The sequence below is a fragment of the Chryseobacterium electrogenes genome, from assembly GCF_053553015.1.
Genome location: NZ_JBNPPB010000002.1, coordinates 2,257,806 through 2,276,825 on the forward strand (window position 1 = coordinate 2,257,806; position 19,020 = coordinate 2,276,825).

The window sequence follows — 19,020 nt, forward strand, 5'->3', positions numbered from 1 at the left end:
TAGTTTCAATCTAAAAATTTTTTTGCAAAAGTATAAAAAGTAGGATTTATAATAAAAATTAAGAACTACAAGACAATTGAGAACATCCTAAAACATTATCATACAAGCTTGGTTTCTTTAGTTGAAGGTCAGGATACAAAGCTTCATAAGGTTTCTGAAGTGCTTGTAAAAGTTGATTAAACTTAGTAGCATCGTCATTTTCTAAATCTTGAATGGCTTCATACAACAAATAATTCCTCAAGATAAACTTCGGATTATTAGCAGACATAAGCTGTAATGATTCTTCTTGGCTCATCACATTTTCTTGTAATCTAGAATTATAATTATTAAGAAAACCTGAAAGTCGGGTTCTAACCTCATCAGAAAACTGAGAATAACAAGCTGCCTCGAAAATTATTAAATCAGAATCTTTTCGCCATTGCTCTATAGCTGTAAAGAATAAAGTGTAATCCAAGCCAAAATCCTGCATCATCTGTTGCCAGTCAGTAAATAGTTTTTCGTCACCTTGCTTTAATTTATCAAAACCGAATTTCTTGCAAAGCATTTCATCATGCAAAGTCCAGAAGTTTTTAGAATAATCTTCGAGGATTTTTTGCAAAGCATTTTCATCTTTAACTAAAGGCATAAGTGCATTAGCTAATTGAATTAAATTCCAATGTGAAATCTGAGCTTGCTTACCAAAGGCATAACGCTTCCCAGGAAGATCAGTTGTATTAGGGGTAAAATCTAGGTCATAGGCATCCAACATAGAATATGGCCCGTAATCTATTGTTAGTCCTAGTATAGACATATTATCAGTATTCATCACACCGTGCACAAAGCCCACTCTATACCAATCAATAATCATGGTCGCTGTACGATCACAAATTGCCTGAAACCAGTCCAAATATTTAGATTCTGACTTAATATTAACTTCAGAAAAATAATTCTCAATACTATAGTCTGCAAGTTGTTGTAAAGTATCCAGCTCATTTCTAGATGCCAACAATTCAAAATGACCAAAGCGCAAAAATGACTCTGCCACACGCAAGACCACTGCTCCTTTTTCTTGTTCTGGATTACCATTATAAGCCATATCACGCGTTACCAACTCACCAGTTTCTACCAAGCTTAACGCTCGCGTCGTAGGAACTCTCAAATGATACATCGCTTCGCTCATAAGATATTCTCTAACGGATGACCTCAGCACGGCTCTGCCATCTGCAAAGCGAGAGTAAGGTGTTGCTCCTGCGCCCTTCCATTGTAGCTCAAATGATTGATTATCTTCATTGGTAATTTTGCCTGCCAAAATAGCACGCCCATCACCTAACTGCCCTGCCCAATTCCCGAATTGATGTCCTGCATAAGCTGTAGCATAAGTAATAATAGATTGATCTAAATGCTGTGCACCTAGAAAATCTATATCTTGTTCTGTCTCTAATTCTCCTAGTCCTATTTCCGTAGAAAGTTTTTGGTTAAAAGAAATTACTTTAATCTTACTAAACTGCTCTGGCTCTACTGTTGCAAAGATAAAACCCGGCGTCTGACGTTGCAAAAGGTTACCACTAAAGTCTCCGGGAAATACTTTTGTAAAGCCAGCACTAATTTTATTGAAATCCATATCAAAAAAACCCACAATAATGTGGGCTATAATTCTTATTTGTTAAAATCTATATCATCTCCAGAATGGAGGTTGTCATTAACATTATCGTCCTTTTTTTGTCCATTATTATGAGAACTAGGCGGAGGAGATGGATTTTTAATCTCATCAATAGTACGGAGGCCATCTTCGTCACCATAACCACCTTTCAATCCATTAAGATCATTACATCCTCCTGTCCAATCTGCAGGTTTCACAAATTTGTCTTCGGGTTTTATACCAAGGGATTTATCTGCATAAACTTTCTTCATAAAATATCCCCAAATAGGCAATGCCATTTTTGCACCTTGTCCTTCTCCTGTACTCCAGAAGTGAGTTGCACGATCTTCCCAGCCTACCCAGACGCCTGTTGCGAGTTTTGGAGTAATCCCCATAAACCAACCGTCGGAGTTTTTCTGTGTTGTACCTGTTTTACCAGCAATTTCTGCATTAATACCCATTCTTCTTAATTCTCCAGAAGCTGTACCAAACTCTGCAACGCCCTTCATAAGATCAATCATGGTGTAAGCATACCTTTCATTCATGACTTCTTTTACGACTGGCTTTACTTCTTTTATAACCCTATCATTAGCATCTTGAATACGCCAAATCATTTCTGGCTTGGTATAATTTCCAAAATTAGCAAATGTACTTAAGGCTCCAACCATTTCATATATAGTAATATCAGAGGTTCCTAAAGCCATTGGCAAACTGGTATCTATATGTCCGGTAACTCCTAGATCACGAGCGGTCTGGATCACATTCTTTGTACCAACCATCTCCGCTAATCTAATAGCGACAGGGTTTTTAGAATATGCTAAAGCATTCTTTATTGTAATATTTCCGCCAGAACCAGGCACAGACCAACTTCCTTTAGTATAAGTACCATTAGAAATTGTAGAGCAAGGTGTAAGTCCCAGATGCATGATTGCCGTAGCATACACAAATGGCTTGAAAGTAGAACCTACCTGACGTTTCCCTTGTTTTACGTGATCATATTGGAAATGTTGCCAATTAATACCACCAACCCAAGCTTTGATATCTCCAGAGTTAGGATCCATCGCCATAAGGCCTGCTTGCGCAATTTGTTTATGATAACGGATAGAATCCCAAGGTGTCATCTCTACTTCTTCTTCTCCATTCCAAGTAAACCTAGTCATCTTGGTAGGCGTGTTAAAATCGATCATGATAGAATCCTCTGGCATACCTTCTGCCTTCATCTGCTTATAACGACCTGTTCTTCTAACAGCCTGCATCATAATGTCATTAATCTGCTTTTTGTTAAGGTGATAATAAGGACGGTTAGGATTTCTCTTCATTTCATTATCAAAATTCTTTTGAAGATTTACCATATGCTCTCTAATTGCATCTTCAGCATATTTTTGCATTTTAGAGTCAAGCGTCACATATATTTTAAGGCCATTTTTATAAAGATTAAGTTCTTTACCTGTTGACTTTTCATACTCATCTAAGTAAGTCTGTATTTCTTTTCTTAAGAAATATTTATAATAAGCAGAATAACCTTCGTCTACTTTTTCTACAGTCTGGAAGCTAACAACAACAGGCTCTGCAACAGCTTTCTCATAAGTAGGCTCATCTAGATAACCCGTCTCTAACATCTGCTTAAGAACAACATTACGTCTTTCTTTAGACCTTTCTGGGTTTCTATATGGGTTATTTCTTCTTGGTGCTTCTAGCATCGCGACAAAAGTAGCCGCTTCTGGAAGCGTTAAATCTTTTGTGCTTTTATTGAAATAAACCTTAGAGGCCATTTCTATACCTTTTGCATTAAAAAGAAAGTCCATTTTGTTAAAATACAAAGCAATGATTTCTTCTTTGGTATATCTTTTTTCTAGACTTACAGCAACGCACCATTCTCTAAGTTTCTGAAAACTTCTTTGAAACTTATTCTGAGAAGCGCTTCCTGTAAACAAAAGTTTAGCCAACTGCTGCGAGATCGTAGATCCACCACCTCGTTTTCCGCCATAAGAGATTGCTCTAGCGACAGACTTAAGATCTATACCAGAATGTTCTTTAAAACGCTCATCTTCTTTTGCCTGTAAAGCGTATACTAAATACGGAGGAAGATCCTTGTAAGTAATTGGCTTCGTTTTTTCTTTCTCAAATTGACCTAGAATTTGTCCATCAGAAGAAATAATCTGAGAAGCAACATAGATATCCGGATCATCTAATTCTTTAACATCTGGCATTTCTCCAATAAATCCTTGAGAGACTGCGAAGAATAACGCTGTAATCCCTAATACAACAGCAACAAAACTAATCCAGATGATAGTAATCCATCTTCTGATACCAGATTTGCTCGTCTTTTTTTTAGGAGGTAAGGGAAACTTAGCCCCAGAATTTCCTTTATTATTTTTATTGTTTTCCATAGACTAACTTATGGCTTTACATTTTCAATTTTTACACCAATATCCTCAATACCATTAAGTTTGTCTTTTCTCATTGCCTGAATGACATCGATGGTATATTTTCCATTTTTAGGAAATTTATAATTCAATTTATATTGAACCAAAATCTCTTTAGTATCTCCAAAACCACTCCCCAACCATTCTCCATTGGGCTTGGCTAAGATATAATTAAGCGTATCCTTTGACATCACTTTCTGTTGATTATCTTGCACAGAGGAGATTAGCCTAAGATTGCTATAAGGATATTCATTATTATTTCTTATAACAAATATAATATTTTTAGCATTCTGAGAGTCAGTTATATCAATATCTATTTTTTGACTATCCTTTTTGCTCCAAGCTTCTCCAACTGCAGTCATGTAAACCTTTTCGTTGGGATTAGAACATGAGACAAGTAACCATAAAACGGAAAATAGTCCCAAAATCTTACGCATCATTATTTTTATTTTGATTTGGGTTAGGATTGTTAGATGGTTTCTTTTTATATTTTTTATTAAAATTCTTTTTCGCAGGCTGATTACTCTCTTGCCCTTGTGGCGCAACAACCTTAGCATCAGTAGAGCTATCCGCTTTTACAACTGGTTTCTGAGAGGCTTGATCTGGTCTTGGTCCTTTTGCCCTAGGCGCTTGAGGTCTTGTTCCTTTTTGATTAGGGTTAGAATTACTTGGACGATTCTGAGCGGGTTTCTCAGATTGCACCGGCTTATCACCTTGATTAACAATTGGCTTCTGGCTAGTTCTATCTGTATTCTGTGGGCGCTCTGTTCTTGGCTTATTACGTTGGTTATTATTGTTGTTAGATTTTGGTCTGTTTTTCTTTTCAAAACGATCAAGACTATTCTCTTGAATCAAATCAACTTTCATAACCTGAATATCCGGAACTTTAACATCCTCAAGAGCTGGAGAAGGCTTTCCTTCTTTGTTTAATTTAATAAACGTTTTAACATCTTTAGTGTCAAGATCATACCAAGCCATTGAGTTATCTACATAAGCAAACCACATCTTCTTTTTGAAAACATCAATTTTTATACAAAAAGCTTTGCCTTTCTCAGTATTCAATACGGTATTGGACGAAGGGAAGTCTTTCAGAACATCCATATAAGTATCCAATTCAAAATTAAGACAACATTTCAATTTCCCACATTGTCCTGCTAATTTCTGAGGATTGATGCTTAATTGCTGATATCTTGCTGCATTAGTATTTACTGATCGGAAATCCGTTAACCAAGTAGAGCAACACAATTCTCTTCCGCAAGATCCTATACCGCCAACTTTAGCAGATTCTTGTCGAAATCCAATTTGCTTCATATCAATTTTTGTACGGAATAATGAAGCATACTCTTTTATCAATTGTCTAAAGTCTACACGAGCGTCAGCTGTATAATAAATGGTAACTTTTGATCCATCACCTTGATATTCTACATCCGTAATTTTCATTTCTAGATTAAGCGCATAAGCAATTTTTCTTGCTTGTACCTTGATATCGTTTTCTTTCAAACGAAGATCTTGCCAAATCTCAATATCTTTTTGAGTCGCCAATCTATAAACTTTAAGAACTGCATCTTCTTGCGTTCTTTTCTTTTTCATTTGGATTCTCACCAACTCACCTGTAAGGCTTACAACGCCTATATCATGTCCGGGACTCGCTTCTAATGTAACAATGCTACCGATGTTCAACGGTAGGTTATGGGTATTTTTGAAGAAATATTTTCTATCGTTTTTGAAACGCACTTCTACAAAATCGCAAGCATTAGCGCCTTTAGGATTTTGTATATCTGACAGCCAATCAAAAACACTTAATTTATAACTATTACCGCAAGTATCTACACTGCTACAACCACTGGCGGATTTTGTACCGCACGAGTGGGAAGAATCGCCGGATGTTTTACATCCACAACTCATATGTTTTTATTTAATTCTTGCAAATTTAATATAAATTTTATTTAACACCTCTTAATCCTAAGGATTTTTACAAAGCTACACAAGATTACAAAAACATTATCTTTACTACTTAAAAATTATCTAATAACTTAAATTACAGCATAAAAATTACAAATTCAACAATGTGATTTATATCATATATTATGGCTAGCATTGCAATGTTTAGCATTAAACAATCAACAAAAATATCATCATAAAAACCTTAAAAACACTTTAAAACAGGCGAATAAATGAATATAAAATAATTAAACAGATTGAAATAATTAACTACTGTTTGATTTTATTACGGAAATTTAACATTTGTTATTAAAATAATTATATATTTGGCCTATACAATAATATCAATGTTTATGAAAAGAGTATTAATAACAACTGCTTTGGCTGCAGGTGTACTATCTTACGCAGGAGGCTTCCGAGTTTCTTTGCAAGGTGTAAAGCAATTAGCTATGGCACATACTAGTGCACACGCAGAAGATGCCAGTGTTGCATTCTTTAACCCAGCAGGGATTTCTTTTATCCCAGCTAAGTTAAGCATTGCAGCAGGTGGTTTTGGAGCAACTAATAAAGTGACATTCCAAAACATGAATACTTTACAAAGCGCTGTAACTAACAACCCTACAGGAACACCTGTTTATGCAGCTGTTGCCTATAAAGTTACAGACGATGTATCATTAGGATTCAGTTTTTCAACACCTTTTGGCAGCACAATAGAATGGCCTTCTGATTGGGAAGGCAGAGAATTGGTTCAAAAAATGGAATTGAAAAGTTATTATTTTCAACCTATGATTTCTGTCAAATTAGCACCTTGGGCATCTTTTGGAGCAAGCTATATCTACGCAAAAGGAAAAGTAGACTGGACAAAAGCTGTAACGCAATTTAGTGGCACGCTTAATATTAAAGATGAAAAAGCAAGCGGACATGGTTTCGGGTTTGGTTTTTACTTCCAACCTAATTCTAACTTAGACCTAAGTGTCGCATACCGTTCTGCCATAGATATGAAGGCCAAAAATGGTAAAGCAACATTTAATATACCTAACTCAACTTTCCCATTATTAGGGCTTTCTGCAACAGGACAGGATAATTTTACAGCAACTCTTCCTCTAGTTGAAGAATACACCCTAGGTGCAACCTATAAAATCACTCCAAAATGGTCACTATCAGCAGACTTCAACTACCATGGCTGGGAAAAATATAATAAATTAACATTGGATTTTGAAAATGCGCCTATTGGCAACCAAGCAGATCGAACAATCCTTGTAACGCCTAAGAATTTCAAAAACGCAAAAACCTTTAGACTAGGTACGCAATATTTGGTAACAGATATGATTGCAGCTAGAATTGGAGCTTACTATGACGAATCACCTTACTCGAACGAAAATTTCATCCCGGAGACTCCATCTTTCAATTCTTATGTACTAACTGCTGGTTTAGGATTTAAATTCAATAAATTAGGGGTAGATGTTGCTGGTGCTTATGCAATGCCACAAAGCAGAAATGTAAATAACACTTATAGTAATTTTGTAGGACAAGCAAAAGCCAAGGCATTTTATCTTGGATTAGGATTCTCTTACAATGCATTTTAAAAAGTAATCTAATTATGAAAAAAATATTAATTTCAACTTTAGCATTATCAGCTTTAGCATTTACCATAAGTTGTAAAACTGATTTTGATACAGATGTGAAGGATGTAGTAGTCACAAAAGGAGAGGCAGATTTCTCAAAATATATCGCTCTTGGCAACTCATTAACTTCAGGATATAGAGATAATGCGCTTTATTCTGATGGGCAACAAGAATCTTATCCCAATATGCTAGCTCAACAAATGAAGCTTGCTGGCGGTGGAGACTTTAAGCAACCCCTGATGCCAAATAACATTGGTGGATTTATTGGTCTACCAGGATTCCCTGGAAAACTTACACTTAAAGTAGAAGAAGGAAGCCTATCACCAACTCCAAGTGCACCAGCAGCTGCTTTAGATAACGTTACCGCTGGCGGACCATATCAGAACATGGGAGTTCCTGGAGCTAAATCTTTCCATTTAGTTGCTGATGGATATGGTAATCCTGCAGGATTACCAGTAGGCCTAGCAAATCCTTATTTCGTGAGATTCGCGACATCTCCGACAACAAGTGTAATAAAAGATGCGATGGTTCAAAAACCAACTTTTTTCTCTCTTTGGATTGGAAACAATGATGTATTAGGCTATGCATCATCGGGCGGCGATGGCTCTAATCTTATTACAGATGTCGCATTATTTACACAAGCTCAGACCGCTCTTGTCAACACCCTTACATCAGCTGGAGCAAAAGGTGTTATAGCAAATATCCCAAGCGTTACTTCTGTCCCATTCTTTACAAGAGTTCCTTCTATGCCAATAGCAGGATTAGCAGCAGCACAAGCAAATCAATTAAATAGTGGATACGCAGCTTACAATGCAGGACTTGCACAAGCAAAAGCTTTAGGCGCAATAGATGACGCAGAATACAAAAAGCGCCTTATTAAATTTACAGCCGGCGCGGTTGCCAATGGCGCTGTAATTAAAGACAAAGACCTGAAAGACCTTTCATCAATTGGTCTTCCTTCTTACAGACAAACAACGGCTAAAGATTATATATTATTAACAGCATCTTCATTATTAACACCTAAAGCTGGTGGAGGAACATCAGTACCTTTGGATGACAAATACGTTCTGACAGAATTAGAAACTAGCAAAGTATTAACAGCAACTGCAGCATATAACAATGTTATCAAGAGTTTAGCAGATGCTAAAGGATTAGCTTTTGTAGATGCCAATAAGAAAATGGTAGAACTTAACTCTGCTTCTGGTATACAATGGGATGGAGTAAGATACACAGCCACATTTGTAACTGGTGGAGCATTCTCGTTAGATGGTGTACACCTTACAGGTAGAGGCTATGGTATTGTTGCTAACGAATTTATCAAAGCGATTAATAGCACTTACAAGTCAAGCTTACCATTAGTTAACCCTAACAACTACTCTGGAGTAACTTTTCCATAGATATGATTAACAACTGAATAAATTTTAACCCACTTGATATTTTTCAAGTGGGTTATTTTTTTGTAAATTTGCACATCTAAAAAGTAAAAATGGCTTCACAATTAAGTTATCTATTTTCAACGAGAACTAGCAAAGTCCTAGCAGAAAACATTGCTCGTCATTACGGCGAAGAGTTAGGAAAAATTAATTTTCAAGAGTTTAGCGACGGAGAATTCGAACCTTCTCTAGATCAATCTGTAAGAGGAGGAAGAGTATTTCTTATTGGCTCTACTTTTCCGCCAGCGGACAACCTCTTAGAGCTATTATTAATGATTGACGCCGCAAAAAGAGCCTCTGCAAAGAGTATAACTGTGGTAATCCCTTATTTCGGACTAGCAAGACAAGACAGAAAAGACAAGCCTAGAGCACCAATTGGCGCAAAACTTGTCGCAAATCTATTGACAGCTGCTGGCGCTACAAGAATCATGACTATGGATCTTCATGCTGATCAAATCCAAGGTTTCTTCGAAATTCCTGTAGATCACCTTTATGCTTCAACCATTTTCATTGATTACATTCAATCTTTAGAATTAGAGGATCTAACCATTGCTTCTCCTGATATGGGTGGTGCAAAAAGAGCTAAAAATTACGCAGGTCACTTAAGTGCCGAAGTTGTTATTGCTTATAAAGAAAGAAAGAAAGCTAATGTAATAGAAGAAATGTTTCTTATTGGCGATGTTGTAGGGAAAAATGTAATTTTAATTGATGACATGATTGATACTGCAGGCACACTTTGCAAAGCAGCAGATATATTGATGGAAAAAGGAGCTAAATCTGTAAGAGCAATGGCAACACACGGCGTTCTTTCTGGAAAAGCTTATGACAATATAGAAAAATCTCAATTATCAGAAGTAATTGTTACAGATACCATTCCTGTTAAAACAGAATTATCAACAAAAATAAAAGTATTGTCTTGTGCAGCATTATTTGCTGATGTAATGAAAAGCGTCCACGAGCACCAATCTATTAGTGATAAATTTATCATCTAAATATCAAAGCAATAACTTCAATAATATTTTATAAATATTTATTGTATATTTGCAAACTTAAAAATAAAACAATTTTTATTAAATTTTTATAAAATGAAATCTATTACAATCCAAGGTACAAAAAGAGAAAGCGTGGGTAAGAAATCTACAAAAGCTTTACGTGATGCTGAATTAGTTCCTTGTGTTGTTTATGGAGGTGAAGCACCTTTAAATTTCTCTGCAGAAGAGAGAGCTTTCAAAGGTCTTGTTTACACTCCAGAAGCGCACACGGTATCTATTGAAGTTGATGGTCAGACAATTGCAGCTGTTCTTCAGGACATCCAATTTCACCCATTAACAGATCAGATTCTTCACGCTGACTTCTACAGATTATCTGATGACAAGCCAGTTGTTATGGAAGTTCCTGTAAGAATTACAGGTCGTTCTAAAGGTGTTGTTTCTGGTGGTGTGTTAAGACAATCTTTCCGTAAGTTAAAAGTTAAAGCAATCCCTGCTAACTTACCTGACGAAATCGTTGTTGACGTTACACCTCTTAAAATCGGTAACAAACTTTATGTAGAATCTTTGAAAAACGAAACTTACACTTTTATGCACCCAGATAACGCAGTTGTTGTAGCTGTTAAGATGTCTAGAAATGCAATGAAAGGTGGAGCTAGCGTTCAGGATGATGATGACGATGAAGAAACTGAAGTTGTAGAAGCTGCTGCTGAATAATATTAGCACAAGCAAACATATAAACCTGTAGCAATGCTGCAGGTTTTTTTTATTATAACAACCAAAAGATTAGCAATTAATATTCTTAAAATTGTTATATTTGTTGTAATGGCAACAAAAGCGCTTTTCAATACAATGGTTAATTGGTTTATCCGACAGAGGATAGATCAAATTCATAATTTTATAGACCATCCTACAGAAACTCAAAAAGGCGTTTTATTCTCTCAACTTTTCCATGCAGAAGATACAGCCTATGGAAAATGCTACGGTTTTAAAGACATCTCTAATTATAGAGATTTTCAAAATAACGTTCCCATTGTAACCTACGAAGACTATGAACCTTATATCGAAAAAGCAAGACAAGGCTTACGCGATATTATTTGGCCTGGTCAGATTAGACATTTTGCAAAGTCTTCTGGGACAACCAATGCCAAAAGCAAATTTATACCCATAACGGACGAAAGCTTAGAAGAATGTCACTATAAAGCGGGTAAAGACTTGATTTCCATTTACGTTAATAATCATCCTGAAAGTGGATTATTTCAACATAAAAATTTACGCTTGGGTGGAAGTTCAGAAATGTATCAGAATTTCAATACTAAATTTGGAGACTTATCTGCAATTTTAATTGAAAATCTTCCTTTCTGGGTAGAGATCATTAATACTCCAAGTAAAAAAGTTTCCTTAATGACAGAATGGGAGACTAAGTTAAAAGCTATTGTTACAGAAGTTATTAAACAAGATGTTGGTAGCATAACTGGTGTGCCAAGCTGGATGATGATTTTATTACAACGCGTCCTCAAGGAATCCAACGATGCTTCTATTTCAGAATTATGGCCTAACCTCGAAGTATTTTTTCATGGAGGTATCAGCTTTAAACCTTACCGAGAACAATACCAGCAAATAATGGGTAAACCAATCCGTTATTACGAGATTTATAATGCATCCGAAGGCTTTTTTGGGATACAAGATAGATCTGATAGCGACGAAATGTTACTAATGTTGGACTACGGTATTTTCTATGAATTTATCCCAATGGAAACATTCGGGACGAGCCAACAGAAAGTCATTTCTTTAGAAGATGTAGAGCTTCATAAAAACTACGCTTTAGTCATTACAACTAACGGCGGACTTTGGCGATATCTTATTGGTGATACGGTTAAATTCACTTCTATTAATCCATTTAGAATCAAGATATCTGGACGCACAAAACATTATATCAATGCTTTTGGAGAAGAGCTAATGATTGATAATGTAGAAACTGCGATTACAGAAGCTTGCCTGCAAACATCATCTAATGTTTCGGATTTTACAGGCGCGCCTATTTTTATGCAAAATGGGGAATCTGGCTCTCATGAGTGGATTTTTGAGTTTACAAAACATCCAGAATCACTAGAGAACTTTACCGATATTTTTGACAATTGTCTTAAAAAACTAAATTCGGATTACGAGGCCAAGCGTTATAATAACATGACACTTAAGAGGCCTATAGTCCACGTAGCACAGCATAAGCTATTCTATCAATGGATGGCTAACCGCGGGAAACTAGGTGGTCAGAATAAAGTACCTAGATTGAGCAATGACCGAGAATATATCGATCCTCTTTTAGTTCTTAACAGCCAGTCTTTTTCTTAGATAAAATTTATCATAAAAATGCTTGCAAGTGCTATTGGATTTTCTACATTTGTTTACCATTAAATAATTTATGAAAAAATCCATTATTCTAGTACTAATTTCTTGGTGTACAATAACATTTGCACAAGGAATAAAATTTGAAAATACAAGCTTTAAAGAAATCCAAGCCAAAGCAAAAAAAGAGAAAAAGCTCATTTTTCTAGATGCATATGCCAGCTGGTGCGGTCCATGTAAGTTGATGGCAAAAAATATATTTACGCTACCAACTGTTGGTGAGTACTACAACAGCCACTTTATCAATGCAAAATTAGACATGGAAAAAGGCGAAGGTGTTGCTTTAGCTAAAAAATTTAAAGTCAATGCCTACCCTACTTATCTCTTCATAAATGGTGATGGCGAAGTTGTGCACCGTACATTAGGATATGTAGAAGAAGCTGATTTTATTAAGTTTGCAAAAGATGCAGAAGATCCTTCAAGACAAATTGGTGCTTTAAAAAGTAAATTTGATGCCGGAGAAAAAGATGCAGATTTCCTGAAAAACTTAATTAGCCTTACTTTTTATACAGAGCCGGCTTATGCTGAAAAAGTAATTATAAGATATTTCCAAACTAAAGAAGGACAAGCTCTAGACAAAGATGATATCAACATCCTATTATCTTCCGTTAATAAAGCTGATGGAGAATCTTACCAAATTTTTAAAAATAGAAAACAAGATATTATTAAAGTATTACCATTAGAACAATACGATGCAATTAATAAAAGTTTTGAAATAAATTCTATCATAGAAAAAGCTTACAATAAAGACACAAAAAAAATTGATGAGCAATACTTTCTAACCGAAGCAGAAAAGCTTATTGGAAAAGAAAAAGCAACAACACTTCTCCTTAAACAAAAAGCAAAAACAGCACTGAGAAACAAAGACATAGCTACCTATGAAAAGCTAAGCCTTGAGATATATAAAGATTACACCAATGTAACCGCTAACGAACTCAACTCAGCAGCTTGGAATTTCTTCGAAAAAATTGATACTAAAAGTAGCTTACAAGAAGCAATACGCTGGACACAAGAAGCCGTAAAGAAAGAAGAAAACTACGCTTATACAGATACCCTAGCTAATCTGTATCACAAGGTAGGAGACAAAGCTAATGCCAAGATATGGGCGGCAAAAGCCATCGAATTAGCTAAGAAATCCGGAGATGACTACGAAGACACTCAAAAATTATTAAACAGCTTACAATAAGTAAAAAAGCTACCATTATTTGGTAGCTTTTTCTATTTCATCAGTTCTTTTGCTTGGAGGATAGCGGCATCTGTCACTTTATTTCCTGAGAGAAGCTGGGCAATCTCTTGTAGCTTTTCTTCCCTATCCAGAGCAATAATAGTAGACCGAGTCTTACCATCAATATCTTGCTTGGTAACTTTATAATTATAATCACCTTTGGCAGCAACTTGTGCTAGATGTGTTATAACAATGAGCTGCATATCTTTCGCCATAACCTGCATGACATTTCCTATTTCTTCGGCAACACGGCCAGAAACTCCTGTATCAATTTCGTCCAAAATTAAAGTTGGTAAGTCACTACTTTCTGCCAGTATTTTCTTAATACTTAGCATGACGCGTGATCTTTCTCCACCAGAAATTGCAGATTGTATTGGCTTCATAGGAAAGCCAGAATTCGCTTGGAAAAGCATTTCTATATTATCCTTCCCAAAGTTATTAAAACTCAAAGCATCATCAAGATTAATTTCGATTTTTGCTTTTTCTAACCCTAATTGTTTTAATAAAGTTTCAATCTTTAAGACAACCTGAGGCACAACTTTTTTTCTATTAGAAGAAAGTTCTTGTGATAGTTTTTCTAATTGTTTCTCTAGATTAATTATCTGATTCTCTACTTCGTTAATTTGTGCTTCTAGATCCGAAAATAAATTCTGATCACCAGAAAGTTGATTTCTAATATCAATTAATGCTGAAATATCTGCAACTTGATGTTTTAAAAACAGTGCATTAATCGTATTTATTTTTTGAAGAAGTATTTGTAACGTTTCAGGATCAAGTTCTATTTTTTCAGCTTCATTTTCTATTTCTGAGAAAATATCCTTTAATTCAAAATAAGCTTCGTCCAATCTTTTTTGTAAGGTAGAAAACTGAGGCGCAACGTCAGATATCTTTTGTAGTTTCTGTTTCGCATCTAGCAGATTAGTAGAAACTCCTACTTCTTCTTGAGAAAATTGTTGAAGAATAACAGCCAAATTCTCAGATATAAAACCTGAATTTTCCTGCGTAGAAAGTTGCTCTTGCAGTTGGACAAAATCCAGATCATCTAATTGTGCATCTTCTAACTCTGTTAATAAAAAATTCTTATAATCAGATTCTTTGTTAGCATTAGAAAACTGCTCGTTAAGGTCTGACAATTGCTTTTTTAGATTCTGATAAGAAGAAAACTCTTTTTGGTACGTTTTAATCTTAGTTTTGTTATCCGATAAAGCATCAACGATCTGAAACTGATATTGTGCCTGAAAAAGTTGCGATGTTTCGAATTGAGAATGGATATCAATTAACTGCGATGTAAGCGATTTTAGCACATCCAAAGTCACAGGAACATCGTTAATAAAAGCACGAGACTTACCACTTGGCAAGATTTCTCTGCGGATAATACTGTGTGCGTCGTAATCCAAATCGTTCTCCTCAAAAAAGAGACGATAAGAATCATCTAACTGAAACTCCGTTTCTACAATACTTTTTTGCTCAGATGATGCAATAGCCTTAAGGTCGGCTCTTTCTCCCAAAATAAGGCGCAATGCACCCAATATGATTGATTTTCCTGCGCCAGTTTCTCCTGTAATAACTTGCAATCCTTGATGCAAATTAATATCAAGATGATCAATAAGCGCAAAATTCTGAATGTTAATTCTAGAAAGCATAATATATTATTAAGGTCTAATGGATTTTATTTCCACTTATTCCACTTACTGTCAATATCTTTTGGAGAAAATGTACTCATTAATTGTTTTAGATCATTCATATTAACAGATCCATTATTATTGGAATCAAAAATATTAAAAATCTCTGCTTTTTTGGTATCGATAAATAGATTGAATGGATAATTCATCTGGAAGCTATTCTCGTAAAATTTCAGTTGCATTAGCGCTTCTGCAATACTACGCTTAGCCTGAGATTGATCTGTTCTTGCTAAATTATCTAAGCCTTGTCTATGATAGTTATAAAAAACGGTTCTCAAGGTATTTGAGTTTTCATTTTGCAAAGCATCTATCAAAGCTCCTTTTGTTCTTTGGCTTTCTACTTGTGACCAGCCAGCGTAGTTATTATTCATTGCATTTTGAGAAATTTTCAAAGCTTTATCTAGCCATTGCTGTCCGCCTTTTAGTTGGTAACTATCGCCATCATAACCTAGAATCAAATAGATATAAAAACTAATAACATCCGTAAGATTCTTACCTGAGAACTGACGCTCATTAAAAATTAAATTCTCATTCTCATTATACTCAAAAGAGAATGTCGTGTCATTGATATTAAGCAAAGGTGAGTCGTATTGCGAATTGAATACAGGACGAGATGCCTGCACAACAATACTTCCTTTAAAGGTATTATTACTTGGTCGCTCTGCGATAACGATTGCAAAATTAGCTTTGATCTTCTCAAAGTTCTGCATCCTTTTACCTGTCCAACTCGTTTTATTAATAAAATCTCTCAAGGATTTTTCTAGAGTCAAATAAACTTGTGTATTACTACCGCTTAATTGCTGGGCGTTAACCTGGACATTAGCTAATAATTCTTGTCCAAAAGACAATTGACTTATTAATAAAAAAATAAATATGCTGTATAGCTTTTTCATATCTCTAATAAAGGATTGTTTTGTAAAAATACACTTTTTAACTTGAAATAAAAACGTTAGATTATGCTTAATCTTATATCTTGAAGAATTATTATCTATAATCCTAATTTTTCTTCAATACGATTAAGAATATCAGAAGCAACATCATCTTTTGATTTTAGATCATAACTAACCATATCCGTTTTGCTTATAATTTTAACTTTATTAGTATCTTTTTGAAACCCAGCACCAGCATCTCTCAAAGAGTTAAGAACGATTAAATCTAGATTTTTCTTCTCTAGTTTTGCCTTAGCATTCTCTTCTTCATTTTGTGTTTCTAAAGCAAATCCTACTAAAAATTGATGCGTCTTCTGTGCACCCATTTCTTTAAGAATATCTTTATTTTTAATTAGCTCAATACTTAGCTCGCTATCGTTTTTCTTAATCTTTTCTGTGGCGATTGTTTTAGGAGCATAATCTGCAACAGCAGCACTTGCAACAGCAATATCTACGTTATGATAAGACTTAAAAACTTCTTCGTACATCTCTTTCGCAGAAGTTACAAGATGGATTTCTATATTGGGATGTTCAGAATTAAGAGAAGTCGGTCCAGAAACAAGAATAACTTTGGCACCACGTTTTGCAGCTTCCTCAGCTATAGAGAATCCCATTTTACCAGAAGAATGATTCCCAATAAATCTTACGGGATCAATATTTTCATAAGTTGGCCCCGCAGTAATTAGGATTGTTTTTTGCGCAAAACTTTGTTTAGTTTCTTTGGTATCAATATAATTCTGGATATACTTCAAAATTGTTTCTACTTCTGCAAGTCGACCTACGCCAACTAATCCGCTAGCTAATTCGCCAGATTCTGCAGGGATAATATAGTGACCAAAAGATTCTAAACTCGTTAGATTCTTAATGGTTGAAGGATGCTGATACATATCCAAATCCATAGCAGGTGCGATAAAGACTGGGCATTTTGCAGACATATAAACTGCCATCAACAAGTTATCGCATAAGCCGTTGACCATTTTACCTAAAGTATTTGCGGTACAAGGTGCTATAACAATGAGATCTGCCCATAATGCCAAATCGACATGATTATTCCAGCTATGATCTTGGTTATAGAAGTCTATTAGGACAGGATTTTTAGATAAAGTAGAAAGTGTTAATGGCGCAACAAAATCTTTTGCAGATGGCGTCATAACAACTCTAACGATAGCGCCCTGCTTTATGAAATCTCTTACAAGGTAATTCATTTTATAGGCAGCGATGCCACCTGTAATTCCTAAGATGATTTTTTTTCCTTGCAAGCTCATAGATTAGATGTTTTGTAGGACAAAAGTATCATTTTTTTTGCAAGAAAAAAACCACAGAACAATCTGTGGTTTTTATATTTCTATCAGGATTAATTAGTTTCTTTCTCCTGTTTCTCTAAAATAGATCTCATCATCCGTCCATTCTTGTATCGCAATAGAAGTTGGTTTCGGTAATTTTTCATAATGTTTAGAGATTTCAATCTGTTCTCTATTTTCAAAAACTTCTTCTAGTGTAGAGTTGTGAACAGCAAATTCGTCTAACTTACCATGAAGCTCTGTGCGAATCTCAGCATTAATCTGCTCCGCTCTTTTTCCCATGATAACGATAGCTTCATAGATGTTGCCAACTTTCTCTTCGATTTTATTTCTGTCATAGGTAACGGTATTTACCTCTGCTTTAGTATCTTTTACACTCATTGCGGGAAATTATTTAGTTTGCAAATATATGAATTATCTTCGGATTCTGAAAGTCGCATTTGGATCAGGAGAACTTATCTTTGCGCTATCCCGTCTTGTCTTCTCAACATTTCTTAGAATCTTCTCTTGTTCTTTCTCTTGTTGCTTGGTTTTGTCCTTGTTTTCTTCTTTGTCTTGTTCAGATTTTATCTTAGCTTCTATCTCTGCTTTTCTTTTTTCAAAATCTTCTTGAACTTTAGCAAATTTAATTTTTTCTTCTTCTAATTTTGATCTGAATTCTAAAGCGGTCTTAGAATATTCTGAATTAGGTAGATCTTTTTCAACCGTTTTGGTGTAAGCTAATGCATTCTCTATACGATCTTTCTTTCTATCATAGATTGAGTTAAGAGCCAATTCGTATTTTGATCTCATGATATAATCTACAATTTTTGGTCGAAGCTTGGTTGCTGGGAAATCATCCAACACGTTATCAAAAGCTACATCAGCTGCTAAAAACTCGCCCATCTTGTAATACTGACGTGCGTTCTCGTAAGCTTTATATTCTAACTTATACGTTAACTCGTCTATTAATTGCGTAATATTTTTAGCTCTTTCTGATTGTCCATAATTGTTAAGGAAATCCTGAAGCTCATTAATCGCAGATTCTGTATTACTCTGGTCTAAGTTATAGTCCAAAGATCCCTCATAATAACATAATGCAGACATATATGCTGCTTCTTCTTTTCTTGGATCTTGAGGAAAGCTATTAGAGAAATTTTTAAATTGGTGCGCTGCTAGCTTATATTGTTTATCATAATAATTAGCAAATGCTGAGTTGAAAACAACATTAGGTGCGTCATCTGTCCCCGCTACTAACTTATCCAATCTCCCGTAAAGCGCTAAAGCATCGCTCCACTTTTTCTTTGCAAATTTTTCGTTTGCAACTTGTAAGATATGGTTTTTATCCGCACTTTTCATAGCCCTATCCATCTGTGAGTTACACGATAAAATAACGGATGCTGTGAGTGCAATGATGATATATTTTTTCATACTAATTATTGTGAGGCAGAGCCATAAGTCTGTCC

At 35.2% G+C, this 19,020-nt stretch carries 15 protein-coding genes; 6 read left to right on the forward strand and 9 right to left on the reverse strand.

Features of this window, described 5'->3' with window-relative positions:
* Window positions 1–58: 58 nt before the first annotated feature.
* Genes ACQQ6V_RS10400 through ACQQ6V_RS10415 form a run of 4 tightly spaced genes read right to left on the reverse strand, consistent with a single transcriptional unit; the run spans window position 59 to window position 5,949 of the window.
* A complete protein-coding gene (locus tag ACQQ6V_RS10400) occupies window positions 59–1,600 on the reverse strand; it encodes a protein adenylyltransferase SelO (RefSeq protein WP_448845454.1) in 1,542 nt (513 codons plus the stop codon).
* 35 nt (window positions 1,601–1,635) lie between these two features.
* Window positions 1,636–4,008, reverse strand: coding sequence for a penicillin-binding protein 1A (locus ACQQ6V_RS10405; protein ID WP_448845455.1), 2,373 nt, complete (start codon window positions 4,006–4,008; stop codon window positions 1,636–1,638).
* An 8-nt stretch (window positions 4,009–4,016) separates the two neighbouring features.
* Entirely contained in the window at window positions 4,017–4,481 is a 465-nt protein-coding gene (gldH, locus tag ACQQ6V_RS10410; protein WP_528072284.1) for a gliding motility lipoprotein GldH, read from the reverse strand.
* Complete coding sequence (locus tag ACQQ6V_RS10415) at window positions 4,474–5,949, reverse strand: PSP1 domain-containing protein (protein WP_448845457.1); 1,476 nt, start codon at window positions 5,947–5,949, stop codon at window positions 4,474–4,476. Before ACQQ6V_RS10415 ends, gldH begins: the two co-directional genes overlap by 8 nt.
* 389 nt (window positions 5,950–6,338) lie before the next feature.
* Here ACQQ6V_RS10415 and ACQQ6V_RS10420 point away from each other — a divergent pair, with 389 nt between their 5' ends.
* From ACQQ6V_RS10420 to ACQQ6V_RS10445, 6 genes are all read left to right on the forward strand, one after another.
* Window positions 6,339–7,571: an OmpP1/FadL family transporter gene (locus ACQQ6V_RS10420; RefSeq protein WP_448845458.1), complete on the forward strand. Its 1,233-nt coding sequence runs from the start codon at window positions 6,339–6,341 to the stop codon at window positions 7,569–7,571.
* 14 nt (window positions 7,572–7,585) lie between these two features.
* Window positions 7,586–9,007: a G-D-S-L family lipolytic protein gene (locus ACQQ6V_RS10425; protein ID WP_448845459.1), complete on the forward strand. Its 1,422-nt coding sequence runs from the start codon at window positions 7,586–7,588 to the stop codon at window positions 9,005–9,007.
* An 89-nt stretch (window positions 9,008–9,096) separates the two neighbouring features.
* On the forward strand, window positions 9,097–10,035 hold the full coding sequence (locus ACQQ6V_RS10430; protein ID WP_448845460.1) for a ribose-phosphate pyrophosphokinase: 939 nt from the start codon (window positions 9,097–9,099) through the stop codon (window positions 10,033–10,035).
* A gap of 93 nt (window positions 10,036–10,128) precedes the next feature.
* The gene (locus ACQQ6V_RS10435) at window positions 10,129–10,749 is read left to right on the forward strand and encodes a 50S ribosomal protein L25/general stress protein Ctc (protein ID WP_448845461.1); all 621 of its coding nucleotides are present in this window, start codon (window positions 10,129–10,131) and stop codon (window positions 10,747–10,749) included.
* Window positions 10,750–10,857: 108 nt separating this feature from the next.
* A complete protein-coding gene (locus ACQQ6V_RS10440; protein ID WP_448846197.1) occupies window positions 10,858–12,384 on the forward strand; it encodes a GH3 auxin-responsive promoter family protein in 1,527 nt (508 codons plus the stop codon).
* A 70-nt stretch (window positions 12,385–12,454) separates the two neighbouring features.
* A complete protein-coding gene (locus ACQQ6V_RS10445) occupies window positions 12,455–13,624 on the forward strand; it encodes a thioredoxin family protein (RefSeq protein ID WP_448845462.1) in 1,170 nt (389 codons plus the stop codon).
* A gap of 32 nt (window positions 13,625–13,656) precedes the next feature.
* Here ACQQ6V_RS10445 and recN read toward each other — a convergent pair whose 3' ends face one another.
* The 5 genes from recN to bamD form a co-directional block, all read right to left on the reverse strand.
* Complete coding sequence (gene recN / locus ACQQ6V_RS10450) at window positions 13,657–15,306, reverse strand: DNA repair protein RecN (protein ID WP_448845463.1); 1,650 nt, start codon at window positions 15,304–15,306, stop codon at window positions 13,657–13,659.
* A 26-nt stretch (window positions 15,307–15,332) separates the two neighbouring features.
* Window positions 15,333–16,238: a type IX secretion system protein PorD gene (gene porD / locus ACQQ6V_RS10455; RefSeq protein WP_448845464.1), complete on the reverse strand. Its 906-nt coding sequence runs from the start codon at window positions 16,236–16,238 to the stop codon at window positions 15,333–15,335.
* A gap of 95 nt (window positions 16,239–16,333) precedes the next feature.
* Complete coding sequence (gene coaBC, locus ACQQ6V_RS10460; protein WP_448845465.1) at window positions 16,334–17,539, reverse strand: bifunctional phosphopantothenoylcysteine decarboxylase/phosphopantothenate--cysteine ligase CoaBC; 1,206 nt, start codon at window positions 17,537–17,539, stop codon at window positions 16,334–16,336.
* 93 nt (window positions 17,540–17,632) lie between these two features.
* A complete protein-coding gene (locus ACQQ6V_RS10465) occupies window positions 17,633–17,956 on the reverse strand; it encodes a DNA-directed RNA polymerase subunit omega (RefSeq protein WP_448845466.1) in 324 nt (107 codons plus the stop codon).
* 33 nt (window positions 17,957–17,989) lie between these two features.
* On the reverse strand, window positions 17,990–18,985 hold the full coding sequence (gene bamD, locus ACQQ6V_RS10470) for an outer membrane protein assembly factor BamD (RefSeq protein WP_448845467.1): 996 nt from the start codon (window positions 18,983–18,985) through the stop codon (window positions 17,990–17,992).
* Window positions 18,986–19,020 lie beyond the last annotated feature (35 nt).

Coding starts and splice junctions, on each gene's coding strand:
- ACQQ6V_RS10405 (WP_448845455.1), bottom strand. CDS start 4,008: ATGGAAAACAATAAAAATAATAAAGGAAATTCTGGGGCTAAGTTTCCC.
- recN (WP_448845463.1), bottom strand. CDS start 15,306: ATGCTTTCTAGAATTAACATTCAGAATTTTGCGCTTATTGATCATCTT.
- bamD (WP_448845467.1), bottom strand. CDS start 18,985: ATGAAAAAATATATCATCATTGCACTCACAGCATCCGTTATTTTATCG.
- ACQQ6V_RS10465 (WP_448845466.1), bottom strand. CDS start 17,956: ATGAGTGTAAAAGATACTAAAGCAGAGGTAAATACCGTTACCTATGAC.
- ACQQ6V_RS10415 (WP_448845457.1), bottom strand. CDS start 5,949: ATGAGTTGTGGATGTAAAACATCCGGCGATTCTTCCCACTCGTGCGGT.
- ACQQ6V_RS10440 (WP_448846197.1), top strand. CDS start 10,858: ATGGCAACAAAAGCGCTTTTCAATACAATGGTTAATTGGTTTATCCGA.
- ACQQ6V_RS10420 (WP_448845458.1), top strand. CDS start 6,339: ATGAAAAGAGTATTAATAACAACTGCTTTGGCTGCAGGTGTACTATCT.
- ACQQ6V_RS10425 (WP_448845459.1), top strand. CDS start 7,586: ATGAAAAAAATATTAATTTCAACTTTAGCATTATCAGCTTTAGCATTT.
- ACQQ6V_RS10445 (WP_448845462.1), top strand. CDS start 12,455: ATGAAAAAATCCATTATTCTAGTACTAATTTCTTGGTGTACAATAACA.
- gldH (WP_528072284.1), bottom strand. CDS start 4,481: ATGCGTAAGATTTTGGGACTATTTTCCGTTTTATGGTTACTTGTCTCA.
- coaBC (WP_448845465.1), bottom strand. CDS start 17,539: ATGAGCTTGCAAGGAAAAAAAATCATCTTAGGAATTACAGGTGGCATC.
- ACQQ6V_RS10400 (WP_448845454.1), bottom strand. CDS start 1,600: ATGGATTTCAATAAAATTAGTGCTGGCTTTACAAAAGTATTTCCCGGA.
- ACQQ6V_RS10435 (WP_448845461.1), top strand. CDS start 10,129: ATGAAATCTATTACAATCCAAGGTACAAAAAGAGAAAGCGTGGGTAAG.
- ACQQ6V_RS10430 (WP_448845460.1), top strand. CDS start 9,097: ATGGCTTCACAATTAAGTTATCTATTTTCAACGAGAACTAGCAAAGTC.
- porD (WP_448845464.1), bottom strand. CDS start 16,238: ATGAAAAAGCTATACAGCATATTTATTTTTTTATTAATAAGTCAATTG.